Genomic DNA, 16,681 nt, shown 5'->3' on the forward strand with positions numbered 1-16,681 from the left:
CGATCTCGGGGCTTTTTCCCGCGTCCGACGAAAGGAATATTCCATGATCTTTTCCTTATTGCCAGATCGCCTCGCCGGCGGCGTCCGCATGCTGCTGATCGCTTCGACGGCTATGGGCAGCATTGGACCGGCGCATGCCGATACCATCCCGCCACCCGATATCGAGACGCAGAATAGAACCACGGTGCGCGCGGCATTCGAGAAATGGCGAGCAGGCGGCAACATCTTTGCAGAGCTTCTCGCGCCAGATGTCGTCTGGACAATCCACGGTTCCGCTCCCGTGGCCGGCACTTACCGTGGCGTCGAGGATTTCGTCGAGCGGGCCTCGGCTCCCCTGATCAGCCGTCTCGCAACCCCTCTGGTGCCAAGGGTGCATCATATCTGGGCCGATGGAGACACGGTCATCGTCCGGTTCGACGGATCGGCAACCACGACTTCGGGAGCGCCTTACAGAAATAAGTTCGTCTGGATATTTCTGATGAAGAACGGAGCGGTGGTCGAGGCCGAAGCTTTTCTCGATCTCGCCACCTATCACGCGGTTGTCGACAACAACGAGCCGCGTTCCCAATGACCGCTGGTCGGGGCCGGAACCGAAATGTCTGTTTCGGCCCTGCGCAGCCGCAGCATAATCCCGCAATCACCGATCACGAGGAGATCGCCGTGCAGCGTACCTTTGCGACCTTGATGACCGCCGCACTCCTAAGCCAATCCGTAAAAGCCGAGGAAGCCGAAATGCAGGCCAATCACCCCTATGTCGGCCTTTGGGTCACAGAAGACGGTTACATCCGCCATGAGCTCCTGCCGAATGGTCGCTATATCGAGGCCCGCGGTACGCGTGAGCGCGCCTATGAGGGACGCTACCAAGTGATGGGCACGCATATCGATTATTGGGACGATACCGGCTTTACCGCGGATGGAGATTTTATCGACGGCGTTCTGCATCACGCCGGTATGATCTTCTATCGCGGGCGCCGGACGGGGAAACCATGAGCACTGCAGGATGTTGAGAATTCAGGCGTATCCCACCCAGCCCCTGAAGGTCATAGCCGCATAGAACAAGCGAACATCCGAGAAGCCCGCCTTGCGAAGCACCGCCTCGTCCTCCTCTGGCGAGAGAACCGATAACTTCGTGGCGATCGCCTGTCTTGCACTTTCAGCTTCGCCGGAGGCTGTTCCGCCGAACGCGACGTGGCGGGCGATCCAGGTCGAGCGCTCAGGTTCCGATTGCGGGAAACTAATGTGCGCGACGACGAACGGAGCGCCCGGCACCAAACGGCGACGAATCTGTTCGAGTGTGTCGAGACGTTGAGCGCGACCAACAAAGTGGAGCGTGAGCAGGCAGACAGCCGCGTCGAACGGCCCCTCCGGTGCGGCGCCTATGTAGCCCTGCTGCAGATGGACACGCGGCAAATGGGGTCCCACCGTCTGTTCTGCGACACGAAGCATGTCCGCCGACGGGTCAATGCCGCAAAAACTCCAATCTGAATTCTCGTCGGCGAGAGCTTTGAGCTCCATACCGCCGCCGGCGCCGAGCACCAAAACTCGCGCTTGCACCGGCGCACGTTCCGCGACCAACATCGACGTCATGCGATGGAGAGCGGCCAACCCCGGTACTTTCCTCGACGTCCCTTCGACATACGAACTGGCATGCGCCGCGGTAAAAGCTGGACCATTGACGCTGGGAAATCTCATTCTGCGGTCACTCTCACTCATGTAACAAACTATGTTACATGATGCCCATTTCGTCAAGTCGCGTCTTCTAGGAAGGCGCCTGCTTCAATACCGCCATTCATGAACTCCGTTCATAGGCCTTATCGGCATCGGGACGGTAGTCACACGCGCTACCCGCCCTAACTCACTTGTGAACGCGCCTGCCGGATCATTTCTCGGGCTTGGTTGTTGCGCGTTCGCGGCTCACGGCCGCTTGGTCCCAATGCATGTCGCCAGAGGTGTGCAGCGGTTTTTGCGACTACGGCATGCACAACAAGACCTAAAGCGCGGCGTATAAATCCTATGGATGCGACGCGCTTTAGACCTTTCGTCATCAAGACATGGAGTTGGATATGCAAAGTCCTGGCGCACTTGAAATCTCGCGGCGCGACCTGCTCGCCGCCTCGGCCGCTACCGTGACGGTGGTGAGCGCACACTCGTTCGGTCACGCGCAGACCAAAGCCTCCACCGCACCCCAGAGCACGAAGGTCACATTCACGGTGAACGACGAACGCCGGGAGCTTCAGCTCGATAACCGAACGACGCTTCTCGACGCGCTGCGCGAGCATCTGCATTTGACGGGTACCAAGAAGGGGTGCGACCACGGTCAGTGCGGAGCGTGCACGGTTCTCATTGAAGGCCGCCGCGTCAACGCGTGCCTGACGCTCGCCATCATGCACGAGGGCGACAGCATCACCACGCTCGAAGGCTTGGGGCAGCCGGAGAACCTCCATCCGATGCAGGCCGCCTTTGTCAAACACGACGGGTTCCAGTGTGGCTACTGCACGCCCGGCCAGATCTGTTCCTCCGTTGCAATGCTCGATGAAATCAAGGCCAATATTCCAAGCCATGTGACAGTGGATCTCACGGCGCCGGCCGAAATCACGCCCGCCGAGATCCGCGAGCGCATGAGCGGCAATATCTGTCGTTGCGGCGCCTATTCGAACATCGTCGAAGCCATCACAGAAGTCGCTGGGAGGAAGGCATGAGAGCTTTCAGTTACGAGCGCGTCTCGTCGATCGAAGCGGCGGCGCGGGCCGCGGCCGCCACAGATGGCGCGAAATTCATCGCCGGCGGCACCAATCTCCTGGACCTCATGAAGCTGGAGATCGAGACGCCGACACATCTCGTCGATGTCAACGGACTGGGTCTGGACAGGATCGAAGCTACGCGGGAAGGGGGTCTGCGTATCGGCGCCCTGGTCCGCAATACGGATCTTGCCGCAGACGAACGGGTCCGCCGTGATTACGCTCTTCTGTCGCGCGCCCTGCTCGCGGGGGCATCGGGACAGTTGCGCAACAGGGCGACGACCGCGGGCAATTTGCTTCAACGCACCCGCTGTCCGTATTTCTACGATACCAACCAGCCGTGCAATAAGAGACAACCGGGCAGCGGCTGTTCGGCTCTCGCTGGCTTCAGTCGCCAGCTTGCGGTGGTTGGCGTCAGCGATGCCTGCATTGCCAGCCACCCGAGCGACATGGCGGTCGCCATGCGCGCCCTCGACGCCGTCGTGGAGACCGTGCGAGCCGACGGCACGACGCGCAGCATCCCGATGGGAGATCTTCATCGCCTTCCCGGTGACACGCCGCATATCGAACATGTCCTTGAGCGAGGCGAGTTGATCACCGCGGTCGTCCTGCCGAAGCCGGCTGGCGGCAAGCAGATCTATCGCAAAGTTCGTGACCGGGCCTCCTACGCCTTTGCGCTCGTCTCCGTCGGCGCCGTCGTGCAGCCGGATGGGACTGGCCGCGTCGCGGTTGGCGGTATCGCGCCGAAACCATGGCGTGACGAGGCGGCCGAAAAGGAGCTGGCGAACGGAGCAAAGGCGGTGGCGGCAATGCTTCTTGCCGGTGCCCGCCCGACGGAACAGAACGCCTTCAAGCTCACGCTTGTCGAACGCGCGCTGAGCGCGGTTCTTGTCGAAGCGAAGGGATGAGATGATGAGATTCGACACACCAGCAACGACGAACCCGATTGATCAGGGCAAGGTAATCGGCAAGCCCATCACCCGCATCGACGGTCCGCTCAAGACCACCGGCAAAGCAATTTATGCCTATGAGTGGCATGATCCGAATACCCGCTATGCCTATGGCTATATCGTCGGTTCGGCAATCGCCAAGGGCCGGATCAGGTCGATGGATGTCGCGGCCGCGAGGAATGCTCCCGGCGTGATAGCGGTAGTCACCTCCGATGGCGTGGGGGAACTGAAGAAGGGCAAATATAACACCGCCAAGCTCTTCGGCGGCACCGAAATTCAGCACTACCACCAGGCGATCGCCGTCGTGGTCGCCGAAACATTCGAGGAGGCCCGCGCCGCCGCCGCGCTCGTCAAGGTCGATTATGCCGAGGAAAAAGGCGCCTTCGATCTGGCCGCGGCGAAGGACAGCGCTGTCAAGCCGGAAGGCGGCGGAGACTCCGGGGCGGGCGACTTTGATGCCGCCTTCAAAGCAGCCCCCGTCAAGTTGGACCAGGTCTATACCACCCCGGACCAGTCGCATGCCATGATGGAGCCGCACGCTTCCATCGCCGCGTGGAACGGCGACGACCTGACGGTCTGGACATCGAGCCAGATGATCGACTGGTGGCGGACTGACCTCGCGACGACGCTTGGGATCGACAAGGACAAGGTGCATCTCATGTCGCCGTTCATTGGTGGAGGCTTCGGGGTGAAGCTGTTCCTGCGCGCGGATGCGGTGTTGGCGGCGCTTGCCGCGCGTGAAGCAAAGCGCCCCGTAAAGGTTGCCCTCCCCCGCCCCTTCCTGATGAACAACACCACACATCGCCCGGCGACGATCCAGAGGATAAGGATCGGTGCAGGGCGCGACGGCAAGATCACGGCGATCGCGCATGAAAGCTGGTCCGGGGACCTCCCGGGCGGTGGTCCCGAAGTGGCCGTCCAGCAGACTCGCCTGCTTTATGCCGGCGAGAACCGGATGACAGCCATGCGGCTTGCGACACTCGATCTTCCAGAAGGAAACGCGATGCGCGCTCCCGGCGAGGCGCCCGGCATGATGGCGCTGGAGATCGCCATCGACGAAATGGCCGAAAGGTTGGCTCTCGATCCCGTCGAATTCCGGATCATCAACGACACCCAGGTCGATCCGGAGAATCCCGAACGGCCCTTCTCGCACCGCAATCTCGTCGGCTGCCTGCGCACCGGCGCGGAGCGCTTCGGCTGGCGAGAGCGGAGCAAGCAACCTGGCGCTCGGCGCGAAGGAAATTGGCTGATCGGCATGGGAGTGGCCGCGGCCTTCCGCAACAATCTTGTGCTGAACTCCGGCGCCCGCGTCCGGCTCGACCGCGAGGGCATCGTCACGGTCGAGACCGATATGACCGATATCGGCACGGGCAGTTACACGATCATCGCCCAGACGGCGGCCGAAATGCTCGGTGTCCCAATCGAGAAGGTCGCCGTCAGCCTGGGAGATTCGCGCTTCCCTGTTTCCTCGGGCTCGGGCGGGCAGTTCGGAGGAAACTGCTCCACAGCCGGCGTATACGCGGCCTGCGCCAAGCTGCGGGAAGCCGTGGCGCAGAAGCTCGGTTTCAACAGCGCCGACGACCCGATCTTCGCAGAAGGTGAAGTCCGGTCGGGAGACCGGCGCATGCCGCTTGCGCAAGCTGCCGGCGATGAGGGGCTCGTGGCGGAGGACCAGATAGAATTTGGTGACCTCACCAAGACCCATCAGCAATCCACCTTCGGCGCTCATTTCGTCGAGGTCGCGGTCGATGTCGCAACAGGAGAGACACGGATCCGGCGAATGCTGGCGGTCTGCGCCGCTGGCAGGATACTCAATCCGATCACCGCACGCAGCCAGGTGATCGGTGCGATGACAATGGGCGTGGGCGGCGCCCTGTCGGAGGAGCTCGTCGTCGACAAGGAGCGCGGCTTCTTCGTCAATCACGATCTCGCCGCTTACGAGGTGCCGGTGCACGCCGACATTCCGCATCAGGAGGTCGTCTTCCTCGACGAGACCGATCCGATGTCCTCGCCGATGAAGGCCAAAGGTATCGCCGAGCTCGGAATCTGCGGCGTCGCGGCAGCTGTGGCGAACGCTATCTACAATGCCACCGCCATAAGGGTACGGGAGTATCCCATCACGCTCGACAAGCTGATCAACGAGCTTCCGGAAATCAGCTAAAACAGCTATCGTCCGAGGACGCGTGGTGCTCGTCTCCGCACGTCCTCGGCAACCCAATTGGAGTGGCGTCATCCACATCAATTTCGAGCAACTTTACGGCTAAGAAGGCGATGGAGGTTCGGATAGAATAGACAGCGCTATAGCGAGCGCAAATGAATGCCCGCCGGCGGAGGGCCAGGACGATGACAAGAGCGATGGGACACTTGCCCCCTTCCCCCGGCGGCCGCGTGCGCAAAATCATCCATATCGACATGGACGCATTTTATGCTTCGGTCGAGCAGCGCGACAATCCGGAGCTTCGAGGCAAACCGGTCGCAGTCGGTTATCCGGAGGCGCGCGGGGTGGTGGCGGCCGCAAGCTACGAGGCGCGCAAATTCGGCGTTCACTCGGCTATGCCCTCGGTGACGGCCAAGCGCAAATGTCCGGAGCTGATCTTCGTTCCGCACCGCTTCGACGTCTACCGGGCCGTGTCGCGGCAAATCCAGGCGATCTTCGCCGAATACACGCCGTTGGTCGAACCATTGTCGCTGGACGAGGCCTATCTCGACGTCACCGAGAACTTCAGGGGACTGAAGCTCGCAACCGAGATCGCGGAAGAGATCCGCGGCAGGATCAGGGCCGAGACGCACCTCACCGCGTCCGCCGGCGTCTCCTACAACAAGTTCCTTGCGAAGATGGCGTCGGATCAGCGCAAGCCCGATGGGCTGTTCGTCATCACGCCGAAGCACGGTCCAGACTTCGTGCAGGCGCTTCCTGTCAAAAAGTTTCACGGCGTCGGACCGGCAACGGCCGAGAAGATGAAAAGGCTTGGGATCGAAACCGGCGCCGATCTCAAATCCCTTGATCTCGCCTTCCTTCAGCAGCATTTCGGCAAGTCGGGGCCGTATTTCTACTGGATCGCCCGCGGCATTGACGAGCGTGAGGTCAAGCCCGACCGCATCCGAAAATCGGTCGGCGCCGAGGATACGTTTCGGGAGGATGTTCATGATCTTGAGACGGCCCGCGCGGGCCTCAAGCCTCTGATCGACAAGGTCTGGCACTATTGTGAAGCCAGCGGCATTCGCGGCAAGACCATGACACTGAAGGTGAAGTGGGCAGATTTCACGCAGATCACCAGAAGCAAGACCATCGTCGCGCCGATAGCGAGCGTCGCAGAAATGAGCGAAATCGCGGAGCTGCTCCTGTCACCAATCTTTCCAGCCCCCAAAGGCATTCGATTGCTCGGGGTCACGCTCTCGTCTCTCGATACGGTGGACGATCGGAGCGAGCCGCAGCTCGCCCTGGCGCTGTGACGCAGTCTTCGGGCTGACCAGAAACGAAAAAGCCTGCCGCGGGAGGAGGTGCGGCAGGCTTTTCCAAAAGAACCGATCAGCATTCCGGGAGGAGGAGTAGCGCTGATCCCGCAAGCGAACTCGGGAGGAGGAAAGGTCGCTCGCATATCGAAGCTCTGCGGGAGGAGGTGCATCGCTTCGATTAATTGACTATACAACAGTCTCGCTCCGATCGTAGAGCGGAATTCGCAACCCAGCCATGCAGCATGCGCGAGGCGAAGCTCGTGGCCGAGAGCGTTTTCGGCGGTCTGCCGCTGCAAAGTAAAAATAAAATCCTGATTGACCAAGTTATCGGTATCCGTGAGAAAAATACCAAGAATATGAGAAGTCGCTACTCTAGTAAAATCCGAAGACGTTAAAAAAAATTGGCGTTGATTTTCTAGTTTTTCATCAGGAATTCCTGGATAAACTTGGTTTTGCCATATTTATGCCCCAACAATTAAACCGTACTCATTGAGGGGCGTGACTCTAAGGTCCTACCATAAACTCTCGGTAATCGATCTAATCCTCAACGGCGCAAGAGTTGGCGAAAGCTCTCTCTGCTGCTGAGGTACTAAAGTATGGCGGCACTTATTCGTGCTGCCGTGGAGCCCAACAAGCTCCGCAAGTCCTGACCGAATCTTGCGAATGTCGCTTCCGAAGGAAGCGAGAGGTCCGGACGGAGAACCGTTACGACACCTTTCCTGGGGTGCTCTAACCGTTTTGGGTCCCAGACAGCTCACCGGGAGGAGACAAGTCATGAAATCTTATGTTGAAAGCTTCGGATACCAATTCAATCCAGTCGACTTCGCGATCAGGTCGACGCCAGCAGTCTGTATTGGAATGATTGTCTTTATTACCCTCTACGACGTGTTCTGGTAAAGGAACTTAGCGGAGTGCGTCCGCATCTCCAGCGACCTGAAACCGCACGCACTTTCCCTCATCCCGCTCTAGTCTGAGCCACGCCTGAAATAGCTAGGAACGGACGGTGAACATGGCGAAATGATACCCCGCCAATAACCCCTCCGCGGCAGCGACGGCATGGTATAATGTCGGCTCGTTACAACACCTCGAACATCGTTACCCAGGTTCAACCATCGTTGCAGGAACTGCTGCATCGCTGGCTCGTTCTCACTTTGTGTAAAGTGGAGTACGTTCGAATGACTGGATGGAATTATCAGGAACCGGAACATCACGCCTCAACGGGACTGCCCGTAAGTATTCTGCTTTTGTCGGTCCTCGGAATATCAGCCTACCTGCTGGTCGGGGGCTCCTTGAGTGGTGGAGATCGCGTCGGTTCCAAAGTCTATCTGCCTGTCGCGCAAACACAGGATCGTTGAGGAAAGTTGGTCGGACCTGATCGCGCGGGCAGGCCGGAAACGCCGGCTGCCGCCGAATGAGCAGGCAGGCAACTATTCCCTAGGCTTATCCGTGAATGACTGCTCAGCTAGTAGGCGATTCCCAACCCAACCGGATGTGCTGGAACTACGAGGCCTACCGGGGAGTTGCTAGATACGGCAACGAACCTGGAAAAAAGCTTCATGCGTCTCGTCATATTCTTTATAGTCGCCTCAATTATCAGCATACTTGCTCTCAAGTACGTCAATAATTCCTTGTGGAATGCACCTATAGCTGCAACAGCCGAAGAACTGTCTGAAGGTTAGCAGACCATCGCGGTCTCAGTCACAGACACCCAAGGATTTTCGCGAGATTTTGTGACCCATTTATGCGAAAGTCGCATTGCGTCACGCAAGCAAGGCGGCGGCAACATGTCTCGATCCAGGATTTGCAAGGGATGCTGGGAGCAGATGCGTATTCCCGTGCCCCTGCGCGGACCGGCTTCCATTCCCTTCCGTGCCTTTGGAATCCGCCCGAGCCGGATGAACCCTAACACCTGCACGATCTGCGAACTCATGTTCACACGGGTGATGAAGGCCCGCAAGATCACTGTTGACGTGTCCGTCCTTTTTGCAGATCTGCGAGGCTATACCGCGCTTTCGCAGTCACTCTCGGCCGATACTGTTTCGTCGCTGCTGGACGATTTCTACGATGAATGTGCCGCGGCGATTTGGGAGTTCGACGGCCTTCTTAACAAGACGGTCGGGGACGCGATCATGGCGATCTTCAACTTTCCGATCCCCCACCAGGATCACGCCGAGCGGGCCGTGCTCGCCGCGCGGGAGATCCAGCGCCGATGCCAATTGCGCCGTGAGCTTCGCCTCGCGGAAGGTGTCGGCCTGGACGGAGGTGAGCTCGGTGTCGGCATCGGCATCGACACCGGCGAGGCCAGCTTCGGAGAGTTCGGCCGATCGCACCGCGACCTGACTGCTATCGGAACGGTTGTGAATACTGCCGCGCGGGCCCAATCCGCCGCCGAGGCGGGGCGAATCCTCGTGACCAGGGCCGTTTGCGAGCGCGCGCAGAGCCAAACGGCGGCAAGCGAGGGCCGGGAATACCGCCTCAAGGGCTTTGAGAAGCCGATTGAGCTTTATGCCATCTGAGAAACCGGTGTTCAGAGAAACCCGGTAAGTTCGAGCGTCTGATAGCCGGCCAAAAGCGTAATCAAAGATCCGACGAGCCGCAGGAGAGTTTTCTCCTTCAGTGCCTTGACCACCCACCCTGCAAAAGGCGCCGCCACCACGCCCCCCGTAATCAGCCCGCCAATGGATGTAAGATGATCGCGGAAATCGCCAGCCTGTTCCCAGTGACCGGTTAGAACCGTGGCCAGGAAGCTCAGAGACACTGAAAGTGCGATCAGAAACTCGCTCGCATTGACCGTCCCGATGACGAAGCGCGGCTGTCCACCGGCGCCGAGCAGACCGGTGGTCGCGACGGGGCCCCATCCGCCGCCACCAGCGGCATCCAGGAACCCCGCGGTTGCGCCGAGCGGTGCCACGATCCTGAGCTTGACCGGGTTTGTGGGAATGCGATGAAAGGAGCGGTAAAGCAGCCAGGCTCCAATCACTGCAAGATAGGCCGTGACGAAAGGCTTGACCTGATCGCCGTCAAACGAGGTCACTACGAAGGCACCCAGCATTCCACCGGCGATGCCAAAGGGAATGAGGCGCCAGAACAGCTTCCAATCGATGTTGCGGTGATAGAGATGGGCCGATCCGGAAGCGGCAGTGGTGAACAATTCCGCCGCATGGACTGACGCCGACGCCTGGGCCGGCGGCACGCCGAAGGCAAGAAGCACCGTGGAGCAGATGACGCCGTAGGCCATGCCGAGAGCGCCATCGATCACCTGCGCGAGAAAGCCGACCAATGCGAACAGGATGAAATCTTCCATGGACAGCTCCGGGTTAGGGGGCTCGACCGCCCCCGCACAAGGAAGCCTCACATGTGCCTTGGCACACGGAGGCTTCCTTGGGCGCTTCTGTCTTATTGCTCCTTCGCAAGCTGGAAAACGAACGCACGTCGGGCTTGTTCCGCGAAGGCAATACGACGCCTGTCGCGCTCACGCGGCAGACATGAAACTTCTGCGAGATAACTCAGCATGTGTTCCGTTGCCGCTTTTCTACTCATCCGCGCTGCTTGACAAAACTTTGTACAAAATAAAGATTCTACCAATCGGTAAAAAGGGGAACACCATCCATGACAAGAGATTTGATGATGAGCCGGCGCGATGTGCTTGCGTCGGGCTTGGTGCTTGGCGTGAGCGCCTTGGCGCCCGCCGTGCGCGCCAGCGCGCCGATCAAGGTTGCTGGTGTCCACGCCTCCCCGGTCGAGAACGCCTGGAACTCGGTCCTGCACAAGGCGCTGCAGGATGCGGCCGCCGAAGGCGTGATCGAGTATGTCTTCTCCGAAGGCATTTCGGGCACGGATTATCCCCGCGCAATGCGCGAATATGCCGAGCAGGGTGCAAAGCTCATCATCGGCGAAGCCTATGCCGTTGAAAAGCAGGCCCGCGAAGTCGCCGCCGACTATCCGGAGACCGCCTTCGTTCTCGGCTCGAGCGGCAAGGAATCGGGCGACAACTTCGGCGTTTTCGGCACTTGGAACCACGACGGCGCCTATCTCGCCGGCATGCTCGCCGGCAAGATGACGAAGTCGAACGTCGTCGGCTCCGTCGGCGCCATGCCGATTCCGGAAGTCAACATGCTGATCAATGCCTTCGCTGCGGGCGTGAAGGCCGTCAATCCCGACGCCAAGCACCTCGTCACCTTCATCGGTACCTTTTTCGACCCGCCGAAGGCGCGCGAAGCGGGCCTCGCCCAGATCGACGCCCGTGCCGATATCCTCTTCGGCGAGCGCATCGGCACCGCCGACGCCGCGAAGGAACGCGGGCTCAAATCCGTGGGTTCGCTGATCGACTACACGCCGCGCTATCCCGACACGGTCTTCGCCAACGCGCTCTGGGGCTTCCGTCCGATCCTCAATGCCGCAATCGCCGACGTGTCCGCCGGCAAGCCGGTCGGCAAGGACTACACAGCCTTCGGCCTGCTCAAGGAAGGCGGCAGCGACGTTGCCTATGTCAAGGGCGTCGCCCCGGCGGATGCCGAAGCGGCCATGGAAGCCAAGCGCGCCGAGATCAAGTCCGGCGCCTTCGAGGTTCCGCGCATCACTGACGAGCCTAAGTAACCGGCTTGTCTATGGCAGGTGATGCAACTTCCCTCGGTCAGGCGATCCAAATGGGCCGCCTCACCGCTTCCGAAGCGATGGAAGCATCCCTGGCGGCGGCCTGCCAATTGGCAGAAACAGGCGCAATCGTCCACGTCGACCCAACGCTCGGACGAACGGCCGCAGAAAATGCGGACGCCCGCCTGCGCCACCTGCCGGGCGGCGGGCGGATTCCACCATTCCTCGGCGTCCCGAGCCTTGCCAAGGATCTGGGCGGCCCCTTTGCCGGCCTTCCAGTTGCGGCCGGATCGAACATGCTCGAGCGCCGTGCCGCCGTCGCGGAAGACAGCGATCTGGCAGAGCGGCTCCGCGGAACAGGCCTTTGCTTCTTCGGACTGACCACCGTGCCGGAAATGGGCCTCTCGCTCGCAAGCGAACCGGCGGCCGGCCCCATCTGCCGCAACCCCCTCGATGCCGGCCGGACGCCCGGCGGCTCCTCCGGCGGGGCGGCGGCTGCCGTTGCCGCCGGCATAGTGGCGATCGCCCATGCGACGGATGCGGGCGGGTCGATGCGCGTCCCCGCGGCATGTTGCGGTCTCTTCGGCCTCAAGGCGAGCCGGGGTGCGATCGCGGCTGGACCATCCTTCGGCAATCATCTCGGCGGCATTGCCAGTGAACTGGCGCTGTGCCGCTCCGTCCGCGACCTTGCGGTGATCTTCAACGCGGCAGCCGGACGCGCAAGGGGACCGTTTGCCGATCCGTGGTTCGCCCCCTCCCCGCCCGGCCCCTTACGTGTCGGTCTTCTTGTCGAGACCGGCGACCAATACCCGACCGAACCGGCGCGCAGCGAGGCTGTCGAAGAGGCCGCGCGCGCACTGGAGGCGGACGGCCACAGCGTCGTTCCGATGTATTGGGATGCATTTGCCGCAAGCGTTGCGACGAGCGGCCGGGCTCTGCGCGACATCATTGCCGTCAACCTTGCCAATTTCGTCGTTTCCGCCGGTCTCGATGCCGGGCGCTCGGAACGGCTGACGCAGGCTTTTATCAACCATGGATCGCAACTCCAGGCGACCGCGCTCTGGGCGACGCTCGGCGACGCCGTCCATGCGAGCCACGCGGTCTGGTCGCTTTTCGACCGGGTAGACTGTATTCTGACGCCCATGCTTGCTTCGGCACCCCTTCCGATCGGATCCTTTCCTTTCGACCACGACGATATCGACCTTCAGATTCGCCGCATGACTGCATTTGCGCCACTCGCCACACTCGCCAATGCGACCGGCTTTCCGGCCCTCACGCTCCCCTTCGGCGCGGATGACGCCGGATTGCCGCTGCCGGTGCAGATCCTGGCGCCCATGGGCGGCGACCGCCTCCTCATCGAGCTTGCGGCACGCCTGGAAAGAGAGGGCCGCTGGCAGCACCGTTTCGCGGTCGCGGGAATTCCGGAATGAGCGAAGCCATTCTCAACATTTGCAGCGTCAGCAAGCGCTTCGGCGACAATCTCGCCAATGACGACATCTCGCTGAGCCTCGGAAAGGGCGAGATCGTCGCCCTCCTCGGCGAAAACGGCGCCGGCAAGACCACGCTGATGAGCATCCTGTTCGGCCATTATGTGCCGGACAGCGGCAAGGTACTGGTCGAGGGACGGGAACTGCCTCCGGGCAAGCCACGCGCGGCGATCCGCGCCGGCATAGGTATGGTGCATCAGCATTTCTCGCTCGCCCCCAACCTGACGGTGCTGGAAAACGTTATGGCCGGGACGGAACGCCTCTGGCATCTCCGATCCGGCACCAGCGCGGCACGGCGGAAGCTGCACCGCATTTGCCAGCGGTTCGGCCTGACGGTGGAGCCGGACGCGCGCGTCGGCGACCTCTCGGTCGGCGAGCAGCAGCGCGTCGAGATCCTGAAAGCGCTCTACAACGATGCACATATCCTGGTGCTCGACGAGCCGACGGCGGTGCTGACGAACCTGGAGGCCGAGCGGCTGTTCTCGACACTGAAGGACATGGCGCGCGAGGGGCTTTCGCTGATCTTCATTTCGCACAAGCTGGACGAGGTCATGGCCGCGGCCGACAGGATCGTCGTGCTGCGCGGCGGCGGCAAGGTGGCCGAGCGTCTTGCGAAAGAGACGAACAAGGCCGAGCTTGCCGAACTGATGGTCGGCCGCAGGGTTGCCAGGCCGGTGCGCGAGCCCTCGACGCCCGGCGAGGTGGTGCTGAAGGTCGCGGATGTAAGCGTCAGCATCGACGGCGTGGAACGGCTGAAGTCCATCGATTTCAGCCTCCGCGCGGGCGAGGTTCTCGGTATTATCGGAGTTTCCGGCAACGGCCAGACAACGCTGTCTCATCTCCTGTCGGGTACGCTCAGGCGCGACAAAGGCGATCTCCTGCTGTTCGGTGAGCCGATCGGCGACCTCACGGTTGATGACGCGGTCCGGGCGGGGATCGGCCGCATTCCGGAAGATCGCAACAAGGAAGGTGCGATCGGCGAAATGGCCATTTGGGAAAACGCCGTTCTCGAGCGCCTGCCGCGATTTTCGCGCTACGGCCTCGTCGATCGGCCGTCCGGCCAGGCATTCGCCGGCCAGATCATAGATGCCTTCGACGTGCGCGGTGGCCGGCCGACGACGCGCACGCGGCTGCTTTCGGGCGGCAACATGCAGAAACTCATCCTCGGACGCAATCTGATCGACCGACCGCGCATCCTGCTCGCGGCGCAGCCAGCGCGGGGGCTCGACGAGGGGGCTGTCGCCGCGGTGCACGAGCGACTGCTCGAAGCGCGGCGCGCGGGAACCGCGGTGCTCCTCATCTCCGAGGACCTGGAAGAAGTCATGGCGCTCGCCGACCGCATTCAGGCCATCGTCAATGGCCGGCTTTCGCCTCCGATCGCCGCCGACAGCGCCACCGCTACGAAACTCGGCCTGATGATGGCCGGCGAATGGAATGAAGAGCACGAGGTTCCGCATGCGTTTTGAGCGACGCGAACATCGTTCGTTCGCACTGGTGATCGCGACACCCGTGCTTGCAATCCTCTGCGCGCTGGCGCTGGCCGGCCTGCTCATCGCTATCGCCGGTGCCCCGGTCATGGAGGCCTATTGGCGCATTCTCGTCGGGGCCTTCGGCTCGCGGCTTTCGGCGACCGAGACCTTAACCCGCGCAAGCCCGCTCATTCTAACCGGCCTTGCCGCAGCGGTCGCTTTCCGCGCGAGGCTCTGGAACATCGGCGCCGAGGGTCAGTTCTATCTCGGAGCGATTGCCGTCGCCGCCGCCAGTTCGCACCTTTTCGGCGGCCTCCCCCCGCCCCTCCAGGTTCCGCTGCTTCTCGTCGCCGGCGCGGCAGCCGGCATCGTCCTGCTGCTCGTGCCGCTTTGGCTGAGGCTGCGCTTTTCGGTCGACGAGGTCGTTACCACGCTTCTCCTTAATTTCGTCGCCGTGCTCTTCGTCTCCATGCTGATCGACGGCCCGCTCAAGGACCCGATGGGCTTCGGATGGCCGCAGTCTCAACCGGTCGCCGACGCAGCGGTCCTGCCAAAGCTCTTTGCCCGATCCCGCCTCCATGTCGGGCTGATGATCGCGCTCGTACTCGCCGTTGCAGTCCATCTCGTTCAGTCGCGCACGGTGTTCGGCATGCAGTCGCGCGCAGCCGGCCTCAATCCGGCCGGGGCGGTGTTCGCAGGCGTGCCGCTCGGCCGCACCCTGGTGACGGTGGCCTGCATTTCAGGCGGGCTCGCCGGCCTTGCGGGGGCTATCGAAGTCATGGGCGTGCAGGGCTATGTGACGACGGACCTGTCGCCGGGTTACGGCTATTCCGGCATCGTCGTCGCCATGCTCGCCAATCTTCACCCGCTGGGCGTGGTGCTTGCCGCCCTGTTCACGGCCGTCATGTTCGTCGGGGCCGACGGGATGAGTCGCAGCATGGGTATTCCCTCTTACATAGCCGATGTCACAGTCGCCCTGTCGCTGATCAGCATGCTGACCGGTGTCTTCTTCACCCAGTACAGGATTCGCCGATGAACGCCGTCACCGACATTTTCGCTTCCGCAGGCCTCTGGGCGGCCGTCCTGCGCATCGCTACGCCGCTGATCCTCGGCACGCTCGGCGCGCTCCTGTGCGAGCGCTCGGGCGTCCTGAATCTCGGCATCGAAGGCATCATGACCTTCGGCGCGATGATCGGTTGGCTTGCGGTCTATAACGGCGCCGACCTGTGGACGGGCATTCTCGTCGCGGGCCTCTCTGGCGGGATCTTCGGCCTCTTGCATGCGGGCCTGACGGTGACGCTCGGGTTGTCCCAGCACGTGTCCGGTCTCGGGGTGACGCTTTTCGCCTCGAGCTTCAGCTACTACGTCTTCCGTCTGCTGGTACCGGTCGCGGGCACACCGCCGACGATCGAGCCGTTTCAGCCGATCGACGTCCCGGCGCTTTCATCCCTCCCCTTTTTAGGCCCGGCGCTCTTCACACAGACGCCGCCGACCTATGTGGCGATCCTGCTGGCGCTGGTACTCGGCTACGTGCTTTTCCGAACGCCGCTCGGCCTGGCGATCCGCATGACTGGCGAAAATCCGCACGCCGCCGAGGCGCAGGGCATCAACCCGATGGCGATCCGCTTTGGTTCCGTCATCGTCGGGAGCGCGCTGATGGGCATCGGCGGCGCCTTCCTGACGCTCTCCGCCTTCAACAGCTTCTTCCCTACCATGGTGCAGGGGCGGGGCTGGATCTGCATAGCGCTCGTCGTCTTCGCCTCCTGGCGGCCGGGCCGCGCCCTCGTCGGAGCGCTCCTGTTTGCACTGTTCGACGGCTTCCAGCTGCGCCTGCAGACGCGGCTGAGCGGCGTCGTCCCCTATCAGATCTTCCTGATGATCCCCTATCTGCTGTCGATCGCAGCGCTGGCGCTCATGGCCCGTCGCGCCCGCGTTCCGCAGGCGCTGATGCAACCATACCGGCGCGGCGAGCGCTAAAGAAAACCCGA

General features: G+C 61.9%; 14 protein-coding genes. 12 read left to right on the forward strand and 2 right to left on the reverse strand.

The window, feature by feature from the left end:
- Positions 1-43: 43 nt before the first annotated feature.
- The gene (locus tag M1D43_RS25040; protein WP_017277341.1) at positions 44-571 is read left to right on the forward strand and encodes a nuclear transport factor 2 family protein; all 528 of its coding nucleotides are present in this window, start codon (positions 44-46) and stop codon (positions 569-571) included.
- Positions 568-990 (forward strand): Atu4866 domain-containing protein, encoded by a 423-nt coding sequence (locus M1D43_RS25045; protein WP_017277342.1) that lies wholly within the window; start codon positions 568-570, stop codon positions 988-990. The genes M1D43_RS25040 and M1D43_RS25045 overlap by 4 nt, the downstream gene beginning before the upstream one ends.
- Before the next feature lie 21 nt (positions 991-1,011).
- On the opposite strand, the gene M1D43_RS25050 is transcribed toward M1D43_RS25045, so the two are convergent.
- A complete protein-coding gene (locus tag M1D43_RS25050) occupies positions 1,012-1,692 on the reverse strand; it encodes a class I SAM-dependent methyltransferase (RefSeq protein WP_014528125.1) in 681 nt (226 codons plus the stop codon).
- A gap of 371 nt (positions 1,693-2,063) precedes the next feature.
- Between M1D43_RS25050 and paoA the strand changes: the two genes are divergently transcribed.
- From paoA to M1D43_RS25075, 5 genes are all read left to right on the forward strand, one after another.
- Positions 2,064-2,699, forward strand: coding sequence for an aldehyde dehydrogenase iron-sulfur subunit PaoA (gene paoA / locus M1D43_RS25055; protein WP_420377046.1), 636 nt, complete (start codon positions 2,064-2,066; stop codon positions 2,697-2,699).
- Entirely contained in the window at positions 2,696-3,646 is a 951-nt protein-coding gene (locus M1D43_RS25060) for an FAD binding domain-containing protein (RefSeq protein WP_015241751.1), read from the forward strand. The genes paoA and M1D43_RS25060 overlap by 4 nt, the downstream gene beginning before the upstream one ends.
- Positions 3,647-3,650: 4 nt before the next feature.
- A complete protein-coding gene (paoC, locus tag M1D43_RS25065) occupies positions 3,651-5,849 on the forward strand; it encodes an aldehyde oxidoreductase molybdenum-binding subunit PaoC (RefSeq protein ID WP_033050917.1) in 2,199 nt (732 codons plus the stop codon).
- A 182-nt stretch (positions 5,850-6,031) separates the two neighbouring features.
- A complete protein-coding gene (gene dinB / locus M1D43_RS25070) occupies positions 6,032-7,141 on the forward strand; it encodes a DNA polymerase IV (RefSeq protein ID WP_017277346.1) in 1,110 nt (369 codons plus the stop codon).
- Positions 7,142-8,928: 1,787 nt separating this feature from the next.
- Positions 8,929-9,660, forward strand: a complete 732-nt coding sequence (locus M1D43_RS25075) for an adenylate/guanylate cyclase domain-containing protein (RefSeq protein ID WP_027988995.1) — start codon at positions 8,929-8,931, stop codon at positions 9,658-9,660.
- 11 nt (positions 9,661-9,671) lie between these two features.
- Here the strand turns inward: M1D43_RS25075 and M1D43_RS25080 are convergent, their stop codons facing one another.
- Positions 9,672-10,448 (reverse strand): sulfite exporter TauE/SafE family protein, encoded by a 777-nt coding sequence (locus M1D43_RS25080; RefSeq protein ID WP_010968220.1) that lies wholly within the window; start codon positions 10,446-10,448, stop codon positions 9,672-9,674.
- A gap of 305 nt (positions 10,449-10,753) precedes the next feature.
- Here M1D43_RS25080 and M1D43_RS25085 point away from each other — a divergent pair, with 305 nt between their 5' ends.
- The 5 genes from M1D43_RS25085 to M1D43_RS25105 are packed head-to-tail and all read left to right on the forward strand — an operon-like array spanning position 10,754 to position 16,670.
- Positions 10,754-11,740 carry a BMP family protein gene (locus M1D43_RS25085; RefSeq protein WP_153444273.1) on the forward strand — a complete coding sequence of 329 codons (987 nt, stop codon included), beginning with the start codon at positions 10,754-10,756 and terminating at the stop codon, positions 11,738-11,740.
- A gap of 11 nt (positions 11,741-11,751) precedes the next feature.
- Positions 11,752-13,167: an amidase gene (locus M1D43_RS25090; RefSeq protein ID WP_027988996.1), complete on the forward strand. Its 1,416-nt coding sequence runs from the start codon at positions 11,752-11,754 to the stop codon at positions 13,165-13,167.
- A complete protein-coding gene (locus M1D43_RS25095; RefSeq protein WP_017277068.1) occupies positions 13,164-14,690 on the forward strand; it encodes an ABC transporter ATP-binding protein in 1,527 nt (508 codons plus the stop codon). The genes M1D43_RS25090 and M1D43_RS25095 overlap by 4 nt, the downstream gene beginning before the upstream one ends.
- The gene (locus M1D43_RS25100) at positions 14,680-15,729 is read left to right on the forward strand and encodes an ABC transporter permease (RefSeq protein ID WP_017264302.1); all 1,050 of its coding nucleotides are present in this window, start codon (positions 14,680-14,682) and stop codon (positions 15,727-15,729) included. The genes M1D43_RS25095 and M1D43_RS25100 overlap by 11 nt, the downstream gene beginning before the upstream one ends.
- Positions 15,726-16,670 (forward strand): ABC transporter permease, encoded by a 945-nt coding sequence (locus M1D43_RS25105; RefSeq protein WP_010968225.1) that lies wholly within the window; start codon positions 15,726-15,728, stop codon positions 16,668-16,670. The genes M1D43_RS25100 and M1D43_RS25105 overlap by 4 nt, the downstream gene beginning before the upstream one ends.
- Positions 16,671-16,681: the final 11 nt, after the last annotated feature.

The sequence above is a fragment of the Ensifer sp. R1-3 genome, from assembly GCF_056739175.1.